The organism is Oceanobacillus sp. FSL H7-0719 (genome assembly GCF_045040795.1).
Taxonomy (GTDB): domain Bacteria; phylum Bacillota; class Bacilli; order Bacillales; family Amphibacillaceae; genus Oceanobacillus.
Genome location: NZ_CP150301.1, coordinates 1,754,231 through 1,771,688, shown reverse-complemented (window position 1 = coordinate 1,771,688; position 17,458 = coordinate 1,754,231). Strand labels below are relative to the sequence as shown.

Below are 17,458 nucleotides of genomic sequence, written 5' to 3'. Positions count from 1 at the left end.
AATGAGGAGTCTGAACGAGCTGTCGATGCCGATTGAAAGGAATGAGCATTCTATATTAAACTGAAGTTTGTCGAAAGATTAGGTGGAGGTTAGAGAAACGTAATAATAGGAAAAAAGTGGGCTGTTCGTGACAAAAAGAAAAATGTATACTAGTTGAATAAGAAAATGTATGAAAGATAGAGATAGGAGAGATAGGTATGTGGAAGGAATTTAAAGAGTTTGCGTTTAAAGGAAATATTTTTGATTTAGCAGTTGCAGTAGTGATTGGTGGAGCATTTGGTGCAATTGTAACCTCATTTGTAGATAATATAATAACTCCACTTATTGGTATTCTTGTTGGTGGAATAGATTTCACTGGCTTGATGATATCAATTGGGGACGCCGATATAATGTATGGTAATTTTATTCAATCATTTGTTAATTTCCTAATTATTGCTTTTTCAATTTTTATGGCAATCCGCCTCTTGAGCAAGTTCAAACATAAAGAAGACAAAGAAGAAGAGGAAGAGGAAATCGATGCACAAGAGAAGCTGCTTACAGAAATTCGCGACCTATTAAAAGAACAGAATGAACGAGAATAAAAATGCAGTTAACGAGACTGGATACAACGATATTAATATGAATTAAATCCGAACAAGTCTGTTCATCAGCACCAGAATATACGGAAATGTCAGCAGAAGGAAACGCACGGGTGACCGGGGCGGCTGGTAATGCTTTTATGATGATTTGTTTGGGTTTTCCCACATATTAATATTATGTCCCGGTCTTGTTTTTAAATAGAATAATCACTATATGGGAAGGGAGAATAAGAATGATGAAAGCAGCATTATCATTTAGTGGGGGAAAGGATTCCAGCTTTGCATTACATAAATTGCAGGAAGAGGGGGTCGAGGTTGCTTGTTTGATTACAACAATATGGAGAGAAAGTGGAGAAACGGTAGCACACGGAGAAAAAGAAGAAAAAATTGAAAAACAAGCAAGTGAACTTGGAATCCCGCTTGAATATATTGTTACAGATTTTGAGGGTTATACAGATGATTTTAAAAAAAGATTAATGGAAATTAAGGGTACTTATGGAATTCATGCAATAGGTTTTGGAGATATTTATTTAGAAGGACATCGTGAATGGGGAGAGGATGTAGCTGAAGCTGCAAATTTAGCGGCTTTATATCCACTGTGGACGAAAGAAGAAAATGCGGCCAAAGTGTTGCGGGACTATGTTGCTGCTGGATTTAAAAGTAAAATCATTAAGGTGGATGAAGCTAAACTTCCTGGGAGCTGGATTGGCAGAGAAATTGATGCGGACTTTATAAGTGATGTATTAAAATATAATGTATGCCCACTTGGGGAGGCAGGAGAGTATCACAGCTATGTATATGATGGGCCTATTTTTCAGAAAGGCAAAAAATCTCAGTCTTAAGGCTGAGATTTTTTACTGCTGAGGATTGTATATTTTATAGAATTTCTACTTTACAATAAACCCAAGTGAGACAAAGGGGGATGGAAGAAATGGAACCAATCATAGAGGTGAAAAATTTAAAGAAGTCCTATAAGAAAAGACGGACAGATGAGTATGTACATGCTGTATCTGATGTGTCTTTTGAAGTATATCCTGGTGAAATACTGGGTTTGCTGGGACCTAATGGAGCGGGGAAAACAACGACAATTAAAATGATTTGCGGTCTATTAATTGCAGACTCGGGTTCGATTAGGATTAATGGTACGGATAATAAAGACAGGCGCTTAAAGGCATTACGACATATTAGCGCTGTACTTGAAGGAAATCGTAATCTGTATTGGAGGCTGACAGTAAGAGAAAATCTAGAATATTTCGCAGGAAATCGTGGTTATGGAAAAAAAGAAGTTGCGGAGAAAATTGAAGCGCTTTTAGCAAGTTTTAATTTGAAAATGAAGGAAAATGAGTTAGTTAATCGGCTTTCGAGAGGAATGCAGCAAAAATTGGCAATCGCAGTGGCGATGCTTGCGGACAGTGAAGTCATTTTATTAGACGAACCGACCCTTGGTCTTGATGTCGAAACGAGCTATGAAGTACGGGAGATTTTAAAAAAGATTGTTCGAGAGCATAACCGGACCATTATTATCAGCTCTCATGATATGGATGTCATTCAAGATATTTGTGAGCGGACAGTCATTATTAATCAAGGAGAAATTATTACAAATGATCGAGTTGAAAATTTAATGAAGCTGTTTGAAGTGAGGACATATAAGCTTACGTTGGGGGGGGAGTTAACAGATGAGCAGCTCTTGCTTTTAGAAAATAAATTTCCTTCTCATCAATATGATGCAGATGATTTTCAAGCAACAGTTAAGGTGGATTTAGCGGATAATGAAGAAATCTATGATTTATTCGATATCTTGAAACTGATGAAAACACCAGTTGAAGCCATCGATCGTGACGTAGTAAATTTTGAGCAAATTTTCATGAAAATAGTAAAGGGGGAAAAGGGAAATGGCTTGGTTCAATCTTCTTAAAGCAAACTTGAAAAAGGAATATCTTGAATTAAAACGTTATTTGCCAAATACAATCGCCATGATATTAACCTTTTATATTATTTTTCTTGGATTATTTGGAGTTATACAAATTGTCGGCGATCCTACAACACAGGATGCAAATACACAATATGTCATTGTAAATTATATATTTTGGTTTCTGACTATTACAATTATAAACAGTGTTGGCTATGAGATTATTAACGAAGCAATGCGAGGAACGCTTGAACAGCTGTCCATGTCACCGATGGGCATCTGGCGGATTATGTCAGCACGATTGCTTTCTACCACGATTATTAATTTAGTAATTGTAATTGCGTTGCTTTATATATCGATGGCTACTGCTGGTCAATGGCTGAATATTGATGTAGTGACAATTGTGCCAATTATGCTTCTTACTTTGTTTAGTATGTTTGGAATTGGTTTTATTATTGCGGGAATTTCAATTATTTTAAAGCAAGTGCAAGCCTTTCTGCAAATACTGCAATTTATCTTAATGGCATTGACGTTTGTTCCTGTTTCGTTGTCACCAGTACTGCAGTTCCTTCCATTTGTGAAGGGAGTAGATATGGTGCGCGAAGTGATGATCCTGGGCACGAGTTTGTCGCAATTCACAATGTATGATTATCTTGTTTTAATTATTAATGCGCTGTTTTATTTAGCCTTGGGATTATGGGTATTTATTTACTGTGAAAGAGTGGCAATGCGGAAAGGGCTGCTCGCACATTATTAATTTATAATAAAAAGATATCGATGTTTTCGCTTTATTTGTTTGAACATGGGTACTTGTTTATACATCCCTAAGCTGTCTGTCATAGATTAGTAGTGAATCGATAACAGAAAGGGGATTTTATTATGCGGCATCGTCATGGGCGACATTGTGGGTGTCAAGCTTGTAAAACAATTGTATACCCAACAAAGCAAAATTGCGTGAATCAATTCTCGGAAAGTACAGTGAACCATGTGCATCCATCGCATACAACGATCATGAACCATCACACAGTGAAAAATAATCATTTCTTCCCTCATTCTACATCCATGCAAAATACTACAAACAGTGTGAATCAATACGGAGGATCGTTCGAAGTGCCGGCACCAAACCAAGTAGCAGGTGCATTCAGCCCGCCAGGAGGAATGGGCGGTCAATTCCCAGGTATGGGGATGGGACAGCAAGGACCAGGCGGGCAAGTAATGGGTGCTACATCGCCAGGACATGGTATGAACCAAGGGAATCATTGGAACAAACATGGTAAATGGTGTTAAGATATAACTAAAGTGAAAGGGCCTTTTACGCTGATAGAGCTTCATCCTGTTCTGGGTGACTGGATTGGCACTGGAGCTGAACATGGCTATTTAGCTGATTAACTTCAGGCTTTTAATTATATCGTTCTTTATACAAGAACGGTAAAAGATAAGGTCGAGGCATTTTGCTTCGGCCTCTTTTTTGCTGGCTCTTTATATTTAGTTGAGGTGAAGGTAATGAAAGTACTGCATGTATCAGGATATAAATCATTAGAATTAGGCATCTTCAAAGAGGACGACCCCAAGGTGCAGATAATTAAGGCTGCTATTAAAAAACGCTTGCTTGGTTTTATTGAAGAGGGATTGGAATGGGTGATTGTTTCGGGACAAATGGGTGTGGAACTTTGGACAGCAGAGCTCGTTTTGGATTTGAAAGAAGAATATGATATTAATCTTGCAATTTTTCCGCCGTTTGAAAATCAAGACAAGCGATGGCCTGAAAACTTAAAAGAAAAATACCAGGAAATTACGATGGCAGCAGATTTTTATAAGCCTTTATATATTGGAGATTATAAGGGACCATTTCAATTTCGGGCAAAGGATATGTGGCTTGCTGAGAAAAGTGATGCCAGCCTGCTGTTAATGGATGAAGAATATCCTGGAAGTGTCCATTATTTCCGTGAAGCGGCTAAAAAAGTGTCAGAGGACTATCCAATATATCTGATTACTCCAATGGATCTTGATGATATTGTAGAAGAATTAAGGATGTCTGACCCAGATTATTGGACATGATTTCGGTAACTTCTTTTAATCTGGAAAATTAACCGAGAATGATGGAAGCGGGTAGCCGAAACAAGTATAATAGATGTAATCGGACAAAGAAGGATGGTTTTTTATGGATTATATTATTGGTGTTTTAATGAACCTCGTTATTTATGCTGCGCCGTTTGTTATTTTGTATTTTGTAATTACAGCAGCAGTAAGAAAAGGGATTGACAGCTCTGAAACAGGACGAGTAATTTTAGAAAAGTATTATGAAAGAAAGAATAAAAAATAGTAAATAATTTTTTAGATGGAAAGTTATTGAACGTTGACTTCAGTGGAAGAAAGACGGGTGAATATGTTGGATTTCAGAATTAGAAAAATGAAAAAGCGTGATATACAGGCAGTGCAGTCTGTGGCAAATACAAGCTGGCATACAACCTACGAGGAAATTATTCCATTCCATACTCGGGAACGTTTTTTGCTGCATGCCTACAGCAAAAAAATGCTGAAACGACGTTTAAGAAAAACAAATATATTTGTTGCGGAAGCCGATAACAGGATTGTTGGATTTGCCAATTATTCACCTATTATGGATGAACGAAAGGTGCATCTCCATGCAATCTATTTATACGTTGAATATCAGGGAACCGGAATTGGCACTGCATTGCTGGAAGCGGGAATAAATGAGCTGGGTGCAGAGGAAGTTGTTTTAAATGTAGAAAGACAGAATCTTCCTGCATTAAAGTTTTATCATGCAAAAGGCTTTGAAAAAATTTCGGAATTTGATGATGATTTTGATGGCCATACCTTACATACGATTCGTATGTCACTAAAAATATAATGAAGCGATATAGTGACTGTTGGGAGGCGGAAAGAATCGAAATAGCAAGCATGGAAGAATTAGAGAGAAAGAACGTTCAAGCATTTATTGAAGAAAATTTGCCGGACGGACGATATACATCGATATTAAGCTGGCCGTCTCTATCGAAAGTGTTTGGAGCAAAAACGCATGGCAAGCTTGCTGGTCTCATCCTTTCCTGGAAAAACAGCTTCCATCCTCATTGTATTTATTTTAAAATCGTATTAGAAGAAACAACTGGACCAGATGGGATTGCAGAGAAATTATTATCTGAACTTGCAAGGAATAGTGCATCTCCGCTTCAAACATCCATTTGGGAGGAAGATTTACATTTCATGCAATTCTATGAAAGCAAAGGCCTGAAATTAATCAGAAAAACATTTATCCCTGTTGCAGCTATCGACTCACTGGCACTTAAAACAACAGTATTTTCAAATTATAAAGTCTTTACTTTATTGGAAATCAGCCAAAATAAAGCATTGAAATATAAGCTTGCTCAATTTACAAAACAAATTTATGAAGAAACACATTTAGCCAATCCAGCAGTTGTTTTAGAAGCTGCTGCATGGGAGAAACTTATTTATTCTGAAGATACGCTGCTGGAATTAAGTTGCTGTATAGTGGATGAGAATGACGATATTCTTGCATTTTCTTACATACATGAAGAGACAAAAACACAAATAGAATTAGGCTGGGTTGGATATAGCAGAAATAATGATTGGGAATTGTTAAACCTCGTTTTACAGCAGATTATAAAGGCGAAGCAAAAAGGCTATAAGTCTATAACGGGAGAATTCGATTCCACAAGTACTTATGCAATGTTCATTTATCAGAATCTTCATTTTCCAAAGGCGGTTTGCTTGAATACGTATCAGTTAAAAAAATATATATAAATAATCGATAAGGGAGGAAATAAGGTGAGCTATAAAACCGATATTGAAATAGCAGAATCAATAAAAATGGAATCGATTGAGACGATTGCAGAGGGGGCAGGCATTGCTCGAAGTGATCTCGAATTATACGGAGATTTTAAAGCAAAAGTCAGCTTCACAGCGTTTGATAAGGTGAAAGAGCAGCCAAACGGCAAATTAATCCTTGTTTCTGCGATTAGTCCAACCCCTGCGGGAGAAGGCAAAACGACAACTGTTGTTGGACTCGGTGATGGTCTTAAACGAATTGGGAAGAAAACGATGATTGCGTTACGTGAACCCTCACTGGGCCCTGTCTTTGGAATTAAAGGCGGAGCAGCTGGCGGAGGTTATGCACAGGTTGTGCCAATGCAGGATATTAATTTACATTTCACAGGGGATTTCCATGCGATAAGTGCGGCGAACAATCTGCTTGCTGCAATGATTGATAATCATATCCATCAAGGAAATGAGTTGAATATTGATACACGGAAAATAACATGGAAACGTGTAGTAGATATGAATGACAGGCAACTCCGCCATATTGTGAATGGACTTAATGGCGGGAAGAACGGTGTACCGCGGGAAGATGGTTTTGATATTACGGTTGCCTCTGAAATTATGGCAATCCTTTGCCTCTCAAATAATATCGAAGAACTAAAAGAAAAAGTGAGAAGTATTATTATCGGTTATACTGCTTTAGATGAACCAGTCACAGCTGGCCAGCTTAATGCGCAAGGTGCAATGACAGCATTGCTTAAAGATGCCTTAAAGCCAAATCTGGTTCAAACCCTTGAAAAAACACCAGCACTGATTCATGGTGGGCCTTTCGCTAATATTGCACATGGCTGCAATAGCATCATGGCAACAAAGCTCGCATTGAAATATGCGGATTATACGGTGACAGAAGCGGGCTTTGGGGCAGATCTTGGTGCAGAAAAGTTTATTGACATCAAAAGCAGAATGGCAGGCATTGCTCCTGATGCAGCAGTGGTTGTTGCAACAGTTCGTGCATTGAAAATGCACGGGGGGATTGCCAAGACAGAGTTAAATGAAGAAAATGTTCAGGCTGTCGAACTTGGCCTGCCCAATCTGTTGAAGCATTTACAAAACATGCAAGAAGTGTTTGGTATTCCGGCAGTCGTTGCAATTAATAAGTTCCCGGCTGACACGCAAGCTGAATTAAATATTATTAAGAAAGAGTGTGAACGACTTGGTGTAAAAGTTGTCCTGTCGGATGTTTGGGCTAAAGGCGGTGCAGGTGCAGAAAATCTTGCACATGAGGTTGTCAAGCTGTGTGAAATGAAAAGCACATTAAAGCACCCATATAATCTGGAAGATTCCATAACAGCTAAAATAGAAAAACTTGTCCAAAAGGTATATGGAGGAAAAGGGATTGAACTGACAAAAGAAGCTGAGCGCGATATCATGCGGCTTGAATCTCTTGGCTTTGACAAATTTCCAATCTGTATGGCTAAAACACAATATTCTTTATCAGACGATCCAACGAAACTGGGGGCTCCAAAAGATTTTAATCTATTAATCCAAAAGGTAAAAGTATCTGCAGGTGCTGGATTTCTTGTCGTATTGACAGGAACGATTATGACGATGCCAGGGCTGCCGCAAAAACCGGCTGCTGAAGGGATTGATGTAACTTCAGCTGGTCAAATTACTGGACTGTTTTAAAGGTTGAAACGGAGGTATATCGATGGACAAAAAAGAAATAAGGGAAATTGTAAAAGATAAACTTATAAATATTGCCCCAGACTTAAGGGAAGAAATTACAAAAAACATAGCGGGACAGCTTTTTGCTTCTAAAGAATGGAAAGAAGCGGATACAATTGGCATTACAGTATCTGGCGGTTTTGAATGGGATACCACATCTATCATTGAAAAAGGCTGGCAGGAAGGAAAGATAATCACTGTTCCAAAATGTATCCCAGAAGTTCGAAGACTTGACTTCTATCAGCTGAAAAACTTTAACCAGCTGGAACAAAGTTTTTTTAACTTGCGTGAACCACACCCACAATTATCGGAAAAGGTGAAAAACGAAGACATTGACCTATTGATTGTTCCAGGACTTGGTTTTGACAGAAGAGGCTATCGAGTTGGATTTGGTGGTGGATATTATGATCGTTTTCTTGAAGACTTTCCAAACAAGACAATATCCATCTTTTATTCAGAACAGTTATTCGAGCATGTTCCAGACGAATCCTTCGATATTCCTGTTCAATCCTTATTGACGGAAAAAGGTTCAGTTAAAGAGACTGATAAGTAATATATAAACAGAAAATGACACCCTGACAGCGTCCACTGTCAGGGTGTCATTTGTTATTGGGTAAATTTACAACTATCGGCGGTATTCCTTTTCAACACCGCTTGCAAAGTCAATCTCCAGTTCGACATTTGAAGCATCCTCAGGAATATTGAAGGCCTCCAAGACTTCGCTCAGCACTTCTTCATCAGCGGTATTCTCATCGAAAAGGAAGGCATTGAAAATACTGTCGAGCTCGTCCATCGCTTCGTTACCGACAAGATTAATACCTTGCTGCTTATCAATATAAGATGCCTCCGTTTCATCTGTCTCGACTTCATAGTCAACATCTACAGCATCATTCTCATTTTCAAAGTCAGCTTCCAGATTGAAACTGGTAAAATTATAGTTTATATTTGCAGCTGTGTTGTTATTTGTATTGTCATCTGCATTATCATCTGTACTATTATCGGTGCTGCCATTATCTATGGTTTCATCTTGATCTGTTTGTGTACTTTGGTCAGCGTCTGTTTGATTATTCTCAGGTGAATCCGTTACAGTGTCGTCGTCTCCACAAGCTGCAATAATCAGCGCTAAAATGATAAGTATTGTTGGTAAAAGTAATTTTTTCATAGAGGTTTATCGTCCTTTCTTGATAGGTATATTAATTAACATATCCATTATGGGGAACAATTAAACTTATGGATGTAAATTTTAAAAAACAGCATCCATTATATCATTTGGTACTCAGACGTTAAAATTGTATAAGGAAAAAATAAGTGATATAATCATATGTTATGTGTAATATAATCATGAATGATAAGGAAGAAGGATAATTTATGGGTAAAAGTTTTTCATATGATAGCGATGGTAATGCATTCAATCGTACACCATTAGTTATTGTTTTAATATCTGGAGCATTTGTTGCTATTTTAAACCAGACATTACTTGGAACAGCCTTGCCGAAAATCATGGAAGACTTAATGTTGGATGAAAATACGGTTCAATGGCTGCAATCTGTTTTTATGCTAGTAAACGGAATTATGATTCCGATTACAGCTTTTTTAATTGGAAAGTTTACGACAAGAAGTCTGTTTTTGACGGCGATGAGTTTGTTTTCTTTAGGAACACTCGCTGCTGCAATTTCACATAGTTTTGAACTGTTGCTAGTCGGGAGAATACTGCAAGCTGCTGGTGCAGGAATTATGATGCCATTAATGCAGACAATTTTAATGCTGATTTTCCCAATAGAAAAGCGCGGATCTGCTATGGGGATGTTTGGTTTAGTGATTGCTTTTGCTCCGGCAATTGGTCCATCACTCTCAGGATATATTGTAGAAGTTGCATCATGGCGTGTATTGTTTTGGATGATTCTGCCGATTGCAATTATTGATATTATTATTGCATACTTTATTTTAAAGAATGTAACAAAGCAATCAAATCCGAAACTCGATATACTATCCATCATTTTATCAACATTTGGATTTGGCGGTGTTCTGTATGCGTTCAGTATTGCCGGAAGTGCTGGCTGGACAAGTGCAGAAGTGTTAATCGGAATGAGCGTTGGTGTGATAACACTTATTTGGTTTATTATGCGTCAGCTTAAGCTGGATGAACCTATATTAGAGTTCCGTGTATTGAAATATAAAATGTTTTCCATCTCAACAATTATTGGTATGGTTACGTTTATTGCTATGATTGGTGCAGCTGTAGTGCTGCCGTTATATATGCAAAATATGTTAGGATTTTCACCTTTTGAGTCTGGTTTAGCATTACTTGCCGGAGCAGTTTTACAAGGACTTCTCAACCCGATAACAGGTCGCTTATTTGATAAATACGGTGCAAGGTGGCTTGCCATCATTGGTTTGTTAATTATGACTGCTGGAACTTTCATGCTTACGGTGCTGTCTACTGAGACATCATTTATATATATTTCAATCACGCATGCAATGCGGATGATAGGGATTTCAATGGCGATGATGCCAGTAACTACTGCTGGTCTGAATGTATTGCCACGAGATTTGATTTCACATGGTACAGCTGTAAATAATACATTGCGCCAGGTATCTGGGGCGATTGGCACCGCGCTGCCAATTACAATTATGACGACTACCGCTAAACCTGAACAAGGAATAGAAGGAATGATTCATGGAGTGAATGTTTCCTTTATTGTTGCGGGAATCATCTCACTGATTGGTCTGATTTTATCCTTTTATATCAAGGACCGTGTGGCAAGCAATAAACAAGCAAGACCATAAGAAAATAAATGAATGCGCAAGAAACTTTTGGTTTCTTGCGCATTTTTGATTGATGCGTTTTACTTATCCTGTGTGACGATATCAACTTTACCTGTTTCTGGATCAATCACCAGACCGTGGACGTGAATCTCCTCTGGTAACAGTGGATGACTGCGGATAATCGATACACTTTGCTCAACAGATTCTTCGACAGTGTTAAAACCATGAAATTCTTCTGCAAGGTTAATTCCGCCATGCTCTAATGTATCAATACGGTCCTGACTGATTCCGCGCTCAACCATGCTTTTCTTCAGTGCATCTGTATCTACGTTGGACATACCGCAATCATGGTGTCCAATCACGATTACTTCATCGGCTTTTAGCTTATATACAGCTACAAGAATGCTTTTCATAATGCTGTCAAAAGGCTTGCGAATAATTGCCCCAGCATTTTTAACGATTTTTGCATCTCCATTTTCTAAATTCAATGCTCTGTGCAAAAGTTCCAGGAGTCGAGATTCCATACATGTGAAAATGACTACTTTTTTATTTGGATATGTGTCTGTACGATAAAGTTCATAATTTTTTTCTTCGACAAATTTTTGATTGAAATCAAGCATATCTTGTAAGCTCATACGCAATTCTCCTTACTTATTTTTCTTTCTATAAAATATATCATATTTTTCCCTAAGACATGTAATTAAACTCAGAAATGGAACCGAAAATTATAAGTTATGTGCCCCAATTGATATGATAATTCTCGGCAAGTCCATCCGCATACCGCTTTCAACAGCTCGCTGGGTGGTGAACCAGCGGCATACTGAGAATAAGAGGCAGTTTTTCATTTAAACATTAATAAATCCGTGGTTGGCATCGAGTTTGCCTTTAATTTGCTTTGCATATAACTTTTCGCCGAACAGCCATTTATTAAAATTAAAGATGAGTGGCGGCTGATCCCCGCCAAGAGCTATCCATGCTTGCATCTGCTGTGGTAAATATGCTGCGGTGTGAATTGTGCCTGCCCAAGCACCATACTTATTGGAGAATACTCCTTTATCGATATCATTCATTAAGCGAAACGCATCATAAGGTGTTTCAATTACCGGCTGCTGTTGATAAATTGCTTCATAGCGCTGAAGGGAATCATCCATACGGTACCGATTTTCATTTGTCAATTTCTCAAAATGGTTTGTGCATATTTGACCATCTCTTGTCCGCACTTCATTTGCAGATGCTTCAACAACGATATGTTTGCCAGATTTATCAAGCAAGCTATAGCTAAATGAATGACGGTGAGGAAGCTCTTTTAATAAAGCAACAGCCTCATCAACAGTTGCGCAATTTTCAAGCACTAATCTGCCAATCATATTACAAACAAATCCATCATCAGAGCGGAGGCGATTAACAAAGTTATAGCCCATTGCAAGGCCTTTTTCATTCAGCCCATCTGTACGGCCGGTTATTTGCATGGAAGGGCCAATAGTCGCATATCCGCCATCCGCTGGCTGATAGAAAACATACCTGCCTTCATAGGTGCTTGGGGCATTATCATAATTGCGAATCATATAGTTGCTGTCAGAAAAGATGGAGCAACCGCTTTTGCCATATTCCAAGTAATAACCGCCGAATTCCCGTATCGCTGTTTCCATATCCATTTGGAGCGCTTCAGCAAGTCCAATTAACTCCTGCCAAATACCAGGACTGAAATAGTTGAAAATCGGTTCTATCTTCTTTCTGTCTATAATAAAATGTCTTGATTTGCTGCTCCATTGTTTTTTTCTTGCATCAAGGATTGGGGAATGTCTTAGCAGTTTTCCTTGATAAAATCCAAAATCGGCATGTGAACCACGAAACATTATAATATCACTTACAACTTGTTTCATCCTAATCCCTCATTTTTATTGATAATGGAAGCATACTAGAAATGTATTCTATAAGAAAGTGAATAGGCTTAGAGCCTTTATTACTGTAGGAAGGTATAATTATTTGGTAATATAGTGAAGGGATCGTATCGCAAGGAGGGGAAAGCAATGGGGAGAAAAATTTTAATTGCTTATGATGGCTCAGATATAAGCAAAGCAGCAATTGATGAAGCCAAAATACAGGCAAGATTAGATGAGAATACTGAAATTCACATTGTAACTGTAGTTACACCTGGCATCTCGAGCAATAATACAGCTGTTGCAGGCAATATATCAATGAATGATGCAGAAGCGATTTATCCTGAGTTGGAAAAAGTGAAACATAGCTTAGAACAGCAGGGGTATAAAATAAAAATAGAAATTATTACTGATTTTGCACAGAAAAACCCAGGGGTTGCTATCTGTGATTATGCCGAAGAGTATGAAATAGACCAGATTATTGTTGGGAATCGTGGCTTGAGCAATTTAAAAATATTACTGCTTGGCAGTGTAAGCAATAGTATTGTGCAAAGAGCGACCTGCCACGTACTTGTAATTAAATAAGTTATATAGAAAGAGGGATAATCAATGGCTGATTTTAATTATGAAATCATCGAAACAATTGCAGTTTTATCGGAATCACCAAAAGGCTGGACGAAAGAGTTAAACTTAATTAGCTGGAATGGTCGTGAACCAAAGTATGATCTGCGTGACTGGGCTCCTGAACATGAAAAAATGGGGAAGGGAATCACGTTATCAAAAGAGGATGTATTAAAACTGAAAGCAAGCTTGGAAAGGTTTAGTTGAGCACTGTTTATAAAAAAATAATAAATTTTGTTAAAAAAATTAATAAATGTCTTGTCTCATCTTTTATAATGTGATAATATAAAATAGTTGACGGGACATTAGCTCAGTCGGTAGAGCAACTGACTCTTAATCAGTGGGTCGCAGGTTCGATCCCTGCATGTCCCATAACTATAGAGGAGATAAGCTGGAATAGCTTATCTCTTTTTTGATATGCTTTTATTATACGGAAAGTTCTGTAGCAGGAACACAAATTCGACATCTTTGTTAACAGAGTCCCTCTTATTTTACTGTTAGATAATGAATCATGTATACTTATGTGAAGGACTTCACTTCCTTAATTTGAGGAGGGTTACGCAGAATGAATGGATTAAAAGAAATAGCACAGAGCCATAGGAATAGATTGTTTCTTATGATAACTTTTGCTTTATTAAGCGGTACAACAATCATTGCGCAAGCATACTTAATTGTGATTATCGTTGATAAAATATTTTTGCAGGGAGTTTCCTTTGCTGAAGTGCTGCCATTGTTGTTTGGTTTGCTTGCAGCTTTGCTTGGTCGAACACTATTTAATTATTTTAATGGGAAAACGGGTGTACGGCTTGCAGCCAAGGTAAAGCATGAATTCAGAAGAAAATTGCTTCAGAAATATTCTCGGACAAATATGGAGGCAGCAATGCATGGTCAATCTGGTGAGAAGGTAAGTGTGATGCTGGATACAGTAGATGAAATTGACTCCTATTACAGCAATTATATTCCCCAGGTTATCCAATCAGCAATCATCCCGATTATGCTTTTAATCATTATATTTATGGAGCATTATGCAACAGGGATTATTATTTTAATTACCGCACCATTTATCCCAATTTTTATGGTTATTATTGGTTTTAACACAAAGGATAAATCAGAAGAACAGCTTGATAAAATGGCTGCCTTTTCCGGAAAATTCCTTGATACTCTACAAGGATTAACAACCCTAAAATTATATGGAAGATCGAAACAACAGAAAGAAGCAATTCAAGAAAGCAGTCTTGATTTTCGTGATGCAACAATGGTTGTTTTGAAAACTGCTTTTACAAACTCACTGGCATTGGAGTTTATTTCAATGCTGAGCATGGGGTTAATCGCTTTAGAAGTAGCAATTCGGTTAATTATTTTTCAGGATATTCACTTTTTTACAGGATTTTTAATGCTTGTTCTTGCACCGGAGTTTTACAATAAACTGAAAGAGCTCGGCAGCGCATTTCACACAGGAAGCGGCAGTAAAGGTGCATTCAATAAGTTAAAAGAAGAATTAGATGCACCTGAGACTCCTTTAAAATGGGGTGAGGATAATTTAGAAACAGATGAAACCCCAGTTATCGCATTGAAAAATGCAAGTTTTGGATATAGTGAGGAAAGGCTGGCATTAAAAAATATATCTGTTGAGATTCCTGCAAATAGCCAAATTGCGATTGTGGGGAAGACTGGTGCTGGAAAATCAACATTGCTTCACCTAATAGCTGGTCTCGTTTCTTTATCTGAAGGAGAAATCTTCATAAATGGTAAGCACCGTTCTGCTTATACTGAAAATAGCTGGTTTAATAAGCTAAGTTATATATCACAAAATCCTTATCTTTTCTCCGGAACAATTGCAGAAAATATTGCAATTGGCGGAAGGGGAGAGGCGACAAGGGAAGCGATAGAAGCAGCTGGAGAAAAAGCCGGGATTTCGGAGCTGGTCACCACACTTGAAAAGCAATATGATACACAAGTTGGGGAAGCAGGCCGCGGCCTGTCAGGAGGAGAGAAACAGCGAGTTGCTTTAGCTCGTGCCTTTTTGAAACAACCGTCCGTTATCCTTTTTGATGAGCCAACAATGGGGCTGGATTTACGAACGGAACAGATCTTACAGCATTCAATAAAGGAGCTGGCGAGAAATTCTACTGTAATCACTGTTGCCCACCGCTTGCATACGATTAAAAATGCTGATTTAATTTTATTTATTGATGAAGGTGAGTTAATTGCAGCAGGGAAGCATGATGAACTGATTGCATCGACGCCTGCTTATCGATCCATGGTTTCCATACAGCAAGGAGGCAGGAGCCAATGAGGGATTTGCGAACTATAATTAAATTGCTTTTTAAAGAGAAAAAGGATATTGTGCTTTCTATCCTTTTCGGCTTTATTGGTGGAATTACAGCTGTAGGTTTATTTTCCGCAAGTGGTTATTTGATTTCCAAAGCTGCATTAGCACCACCAATTTATACATTGATGGTACTTGTAGCGACAGTTAAATTATTTGGTATTATTTCAGCTGCAAGCCGGTATGGAGAAAGATATTATTCGCATCGAGGGACATTTACGATGCTGAGCAATTTACGTGTAGCTTTTTATGAAAGATTGGAACCTCTTGCTCCGAAGATTTTCCAGCAATTTCGCAGTGGTGATTTACTGGCAAGAGTTGTTGGAGATGTAGAGACATTGCAAAATTTCTTCCTGCGGGTTTTCTATCCGCCGATTGTGCTTTTACTTGTATTTTTAAGCACAATATTCTTCACAATGTTTTTCTCAGTGGAAACTGCTTTCATTATTTTTGCAGGATTTCTGGTAACGACAATTTTAGTTCCAGCATATTTTGCAATCAGACAAGGCAAGGTTGACCGCGGGGTAAGAGAAGAACGGGGGAAATTATCGACAGAGGTTACTGAACTATTCTATGGCTTTCGTGATTTGAAAATTTATCAAAGATTGGATGAAAAGGAAGCACAGCTTGTAAATTATTCTAAAGCATATGTAGAAGAACAGGAGAAGGCTGGGGTGCAGCAATTATATAGCGAGTCACTGAACACTTTTATGTCACTGATAATCTCAGTAACTGTGCTGGGATTTGGTGCATATATGATCGCACAAGGCACACTGGATGGAATTTTTCTTGCAATGCTTTTGATGATTTCATTAACGGTTTTCGAAAATACGACGTCAATGGCAGTCTTTCCAAGTCATTTAGAAGACAGCCGGAGAGCAGCGAGCAGGCTGTCTGCGGTGGTAGGAGAGAAGCCTGTTGTTCAAACTGCTGCAGAGGAATTGAAAATAAAATCGAGTCCATCTATCGTGCTGCATGATGTGTCATTTACCTACCCGGGAGACGAAAGAGAAACCTTAAGAAGTGTTAACATGCATTTTCCTCGCGGTTCTAAAACGGCGATAGTTGGACCAAGCGGGTCAGGCAAGTCAACGATTCTCCGATTGCTATTGAAGATATACGATCCTGACTCTGGTGATGTTCAGATTAATAATAAGCCGGCAAGTCAATTTATAGACGAAAGCATCTGGGGCAATACAAATGTTGTTCTTCAGGAAAATCACTTTTTCTATGGAACAATAAAAGATAATTTACGGCTTGCGAGAGAAATGCTTTCAGATGAAGAGATGCGTCAAGCGCTAACGAAAGTAGAGCTTCAACATTTTCAGCTGGATGATCCAGTCCTTGAAAAAGGGGCCAATCTTTCAGGTGGTGAAAAACAGCGTCTTGCCATAGCTAGAGCAATGCTTAAAAATGCGAGAATTTGGATGCTTGATGAACCTACATCTTCACTAGATTCTTTAACAGAAGCGAAAATTTATAATGAGCTTTTCGAATTAGCTGCTGAAGATACTCTGATTCTCATCAGTCACCGATTAAATGGTCTGGAAAAAATGGATCAAATTATTGTTATGGAAAATGGTTCTGTTATAGAAAGCGGCAGATATGAATCGCTTATGAACAAGCAAGGCCATTTTTATAAGCTGAAGCAAATTGAACAGAGTGTGTTTAGAGGATAATATGTAAAGCGTAAAAAAGTTGTAAGCATTCATTGCTTACAACTTTTTTAATGGTTTATTTATTTTCATCACTTACTGTTTCATCTTTTGCTGCTGCCCAAAAGGATAAAACAATCGCTGCAATAATTGTTAAACCCGGAGCGACAAACATTAGAAAATCGTTAAGCATATGG

At 38.1% G+C, this 17,458-nt stretch carries 20 protein-coding genes and 1 tRNA gene; 17 read left to right on the top strand and 4 right to left on the bottom strand.

Translation table 11 applies throughout. The features are described 5' to 3' along the window. Window positions 1-197 precede the first annotated feature (197 nt). The 11 genes from mscL to NST93_RS09425 all read left to right on the top strand — a co-directional run bounded on the left by mscL (window position 198) and on the right by NST93_RS09425 (window position 8,563). On the top strand, window positions 198-581 hold the full coding sequence (mscL, locus tag NST93_RS09475) for a large conductance mechanosensitive channel protein MscL (protein ID WP_405103478.1): 384 nt from the start codon (window positions 198-200) through the stop codon (window positions 579-581). Between the two features lie 230 nt (window positions 582-811). After that, complete coding sequence (locus tag NST93_RS09470) at window positions 812-1,420, top strand: diphthine--ammonia ligase (RefSeq protein WP_405103476.1); 609 nt, start codon at window positions 812-814, stop codon at window positions 1,418-1,420. A gap of 89 nt (window positions 1,421-1,509) precedes the next feature. After that, window positions 1,510-2,493 (top strand): ABC transporter ATP-binding protein, encoded by a 984-nt coding sequence (locus NST93_RS09465; RefSeq protein WP_405103474.1) that lies wholly within the window; start codon window positions 1,510-1,512, stop codon window positions 2,491-2,493. Then, the gene (locus NST93_RS09460; protein ID WP_405103472.1) at window positions 2,471-3,244 is read left to right on the top strand and encodes an ABC transporter permease; all 774 of its coding nucleotides are present in this window, start codon (window positions 2,471-2,473) and stop codon (window positions 3,242-3,244) included. Before NST93_RS09465 ends, NST93_RS09460 begins: the two co-directional genes overlap by 23 nt. 122 nt (window positions 3,245-3,366) lie before the next feature. Further along, window positions 3,367-3,774 carry a CotD family spore coat protein gene (locus NST93_RS09455; protein WP_405103470.1) on the top strand — a complete coding sequence of 136 codons (408 nt, stop codon included), beginning with the start codon at window positions 3,367-3,369 and terminating at the stop codon, window positions 3,772-3,774. Window positions 3,775-3,990: 216 nt separating this feature from the next. After that, window positions 3,991-4,545, top strand: coding sequence for an SLOG family protein (locus tag NST93_RS09450; RefSeq protein ID WP_405103468.1), 555 nt, complete (start codon window positions 3,991-3,993; stop codon window positions 4,543-4,545). A 103-nt stretch (window positions 4,546-4,648) separates the two neighbouring features. Continuing rightward, window positions 4,649-4,810 carry a hypothetical protein gene (locus NST93_RS09445; protein ID WP_405103466.1) on the top strand — a complete coding sequence of 54 codons (162 nt, stop codon included), beginning with the start codon at window positions 4,649-4,651 and terminating at the stop codon, window positions 4,808-4,810. Between the two features lie 66 nt (window positions 4,811-4,876). Next, window positions 4,877-5,359: a GNAT family N-acetyltransferase gene (locus NST93_RS09440; protein ID WP_405103812.1), complete on the top strand. Its 483-nt coding sequence runs from the start codon at window positions 4,877-4,879 to the stop codon at window positions 5,357-5,359. 50 nt (window positions 5,360-5,409) lie between these two features. After that, window positions 5,410-6,270, top strand: a complete 861-nt coding sequence (locus NST93_RS09435) for a hypothetical protein (protein ID WP_405103464.1) — start codon at window positions 5,410-5,412, stop codon at window positions 6,268-6,270. 24 nt (window positions 6,271-6,294) lie between these two features. Next, window positions 6,295-7,971, top strand: a complete 1,677-nt coding sequence (locus tag NST93_RS09430) for a formate--tetrahydrofolate ligase (RefSeq protein ID WP_405103462.1) — start codon at window positions 6,295-6,297, stop codon at window positions 7,969-7,971. A 22-nt stretch (window positions 7,972-7,993) separates the two neighbouring features. Then, on the top strand, window positions 7,994-8,563 hold the full coding sequence (locus NST93_RS09425; RefSeq protein ID WP_405103460.1) for a 5-formyltetrahydrofolate cyclo-ligase: 570 nt from the start codon (window positions 7,994-7,996) through the stop codon (window positions 8,561-8,563). 72 nt (window positions 8,564-8,635) lie between these two features. On the opposite strand, the gene NST93_RS09420 is transcribed toward NST93_RS09425, so the two are convergent. Beyond that, window positions 8,636-9,172 (bottom strand): YusW family protein, encoded by a 537-nt coding sequence (locus NST93_RS09420; protein ID WP_405103458.1) that lies wholly within the window; start codon window positions 9,170-9,172, stop codon window positions 8,636-8,638. A 206-nt stretch (window positions 9,173-9,378) separates the two neighbouring features. Here NST93_RS09420 and NST93_RS09415 point away from each other — a divergent pair, with 206 nt between their 5' ends. Next, complete coding sequence (locus NST93_RS09415; protein ID WP_405103456.1) at window positions 9,379-10,797, top strand: MDR family MFS transporter; 1,419 nt, start codon at window positions 9,379-9,381, stop codon at window positions 10,795-10,797. 59 nt (window positions 10,798-10,856) lie between these two features. Here the strand turns inward: NST93_RS09415 and NST93_RS09410 are convergent, their stop codons facing one another. Then, window positions 10,857-11,411: a beta-class carbonic anhydrase gene (locus NST93_RS09410; protein ID WP_405103454.1), complete on the bottom strand. Its 555-nt coding sequence runs from the start codon at window positions 11,409-11,411 to the stop codon at window positions 10,857-10,859. 210 nt (window positions 11,412-11,621) lie between these two features. Next, window positions 11,622-12,659 (bottom strand): C45 family autoproteolytic acyltransferase/hydolase, encoded by a 1,038-nt coding sequence (locus NST93_RS09405; protein ID WP_405103452.1) that lies wholly within the window; start codon window positions 12,657-12,659, stop codon window positions 11,622-11,624. A gap of 147 nt (window positions 12,660-12,806) precedes the next feature. Here NST93_RS09405 and NST93_RS09400 point away from each other — a divergent pair, with 147 nt between their 5' ends. The 5 genes from NST93_RS09400 (at window position 12,807) to cydC (ending at window position 17,285) form a co-directional block, all read left to right on the top strand. Next, window positions 12,807-13,241, top strand: a complete 435-nt coding sequence (locus tag NST93_RS09400) for a universal stress protein (RefSeq protein ID WP_405103450.1) — start codon at window positions 12,807-12,809, stop codon at window positions 13,239-13,241. A 24-nt stretch (window positions 13,242-13,265) separates the two neighbouring features. Further along, window positions 13,266-13,484: a YdbC family protein gene (locus NST93_RS09395; RefSeq protein WP_405103448.1), complete on the top strand. Its 219-nt coding sequence runs from the start codon at window positions 13,266-13,268 to the stop codon at window positions 13,482-13,484. A gap of 92 nt (window positions 13,485-13,576) precedes the next feature. Then, window positions 13,577-13,649, top strand: a tRNA-Lys gene (locus NST93_RS09390). A gap of 193 nt (window positions 13,650-13,842) precedes the next feature. Beyond that, on the top strand, window positions 13,843-15,573 hold the full coding sequence (gene cydD, locus NST93_RS09385; RefSeq protein ID WP_405103447.1) for a thiol reductant ABC exporter subunit CydD: 1,731 nt from the start codon (window positions 13,843-13,845) through the stop codon (window positions 15,571-15,573). After that, the gene (gene cydC, locus NST93_RS09380) at window positions 15,570-17,285 is read left to right on the top strand and encodes a thiol reductant ABC exporter subunit CydC (protein ID WP_405103445.1); all 1,716 of its coding nucleotides are present in this window, start codon (window positions 15,570-15,572) and stop codon (window positions 17,283-17,285) included. Before cydD ends, cydC begins: the two co-directional genes overlap by 4 nt. A gap of 55 nt (window positions 17,286-17,340) precedes the next feature. Here the strand turns inward: cydC and cydS are convergent, their stop codons facing one another. Beyond that, entirely contained in the window at window positions 17,341-17,454 is a 114-nt protein-coding gene (cydS, locus tag NST93_RS09375; RefSeq protein WP_405103443.1) for a cytochrome bd oxidase small subunit CydS, read from the bottom strand. Window positions 17,455-17,458: the final 4 nt, after the last annotated feature.

Coding starts and splice junctions, on each gene's coding strand:
- NST93_RS09465 (WP_405103474.1), top strand. CDS start 1,510: ATGGAACCAATCATAGAGGTGAAAAATTTAAAGAAGTCCTATAAGAAA.
- NST93_RS09405 (WP_405103452.1), bottom strand. CDS start 12,659: ATGAAACAAGTTGTAAGTGATATTATAATGTTTCGTGGTTCACATGCC.
- NST93_RS09400 (WP_405103450.1), top strand. CDS start 12,807: ATGGGGAGAAAAATTTTAATTGCTTATGATGGCTCAGATATAAGCAAA.
- NST93_RS09415 (WP_405103456.1), top strand. CDS start 9,379: ATGGGTAAAAGTTTTTCATATGATAGCGATGGTAATGCATTCAATCGT.
- cydC (WP_405103445.1), top strand. CDS start 15,570: ATGAGGGATTTGCGAACTATAATTAAATTGCTTTTTAAAGAGAAAAAG.
- NST93_RS09425 (WP_405103460.1), top strand. CDS start 7,994: ATGGACAAAAAAGAAATAAGGGAAATTGTAAAAGATAAACTTATAAAT.
- NST93_RS09460 (WP_405103472.1), top strand. CDS start 2,471: ATGGCTTGGTTCAATCTTCTTAAAGCAAACTTGAAAAAGGAATATCTT.
- NST93_RS09410 (WP_405103454.1), bottom strand. CDS start 11,411: ATGAGCTTACAAGATATGCTTGATTTCAATCAAAAATTTGTCGAAGAA.
- NST93_RS09420 (WP_405103458.1), bottom strand. CDS start 9,172: ATGAAAAAATTACTTTTACCAACAATACTTATCATTTTAGCGCTGATT.
- NST93_RS09450 (WP_405103468.1), top strand. CDS start 3,991: ATGAAAGTACTGCATGTATCAGGATATAAATCATTAGAATTAGGCATC.
- cydS (WP_405103443.1), bottom strand. CDS start 17,454: ATGCTTAACGATTTTCTAATGTTTGTCGCTCCGGGTTTAACAATTATT.
- NST93_RS09395 (WP_405103448.1), top strand. CDS start 13,266: ATGGCTGATTTTAATTATGAAATCATCGAAACAATTGCAGTTTTATCG.
- NST93_RS09445 (WP_405103466.1), top strand. CDS start 4,649: ATGGATTATATTATTGGTGTTTTAATGAACCTCGTTATTTATGCTGCG.
- mscL (WP_405103478.1), top strand. CDS start 198: ATGTGGAAGGAATTTAAAGAGTTTGCGTTTAAAGGAAATATTTTTGAT.
- NST93_RS09455 (WP_405103470.1), top strand. CDS start 3,367: ATGCGGCATCGTCATGGGCGACATTGTGGGTGTCAAGCTTGTAAAACA.
- NST93_RS09435 (WP_405103464.1), top strand. CDS start 5,410: ATGGAAGAATTAGAGAGAAAGAACGTTCAAGCATTTATTGAAGAAAAT.
- NST93_RS09470 (WP_405103476.1), top strand. CDS start 812: ATGATGAAAGCAGCATTATCATTTAGTGGGGGAAAGGATTCCAGCTTT.
- cydD (WP_405103447.1), top strand. CDS start 13,843: ATGAATGGATTAAAAGAAATAGCACAGAGCCATAGGAATAGATTGTTT.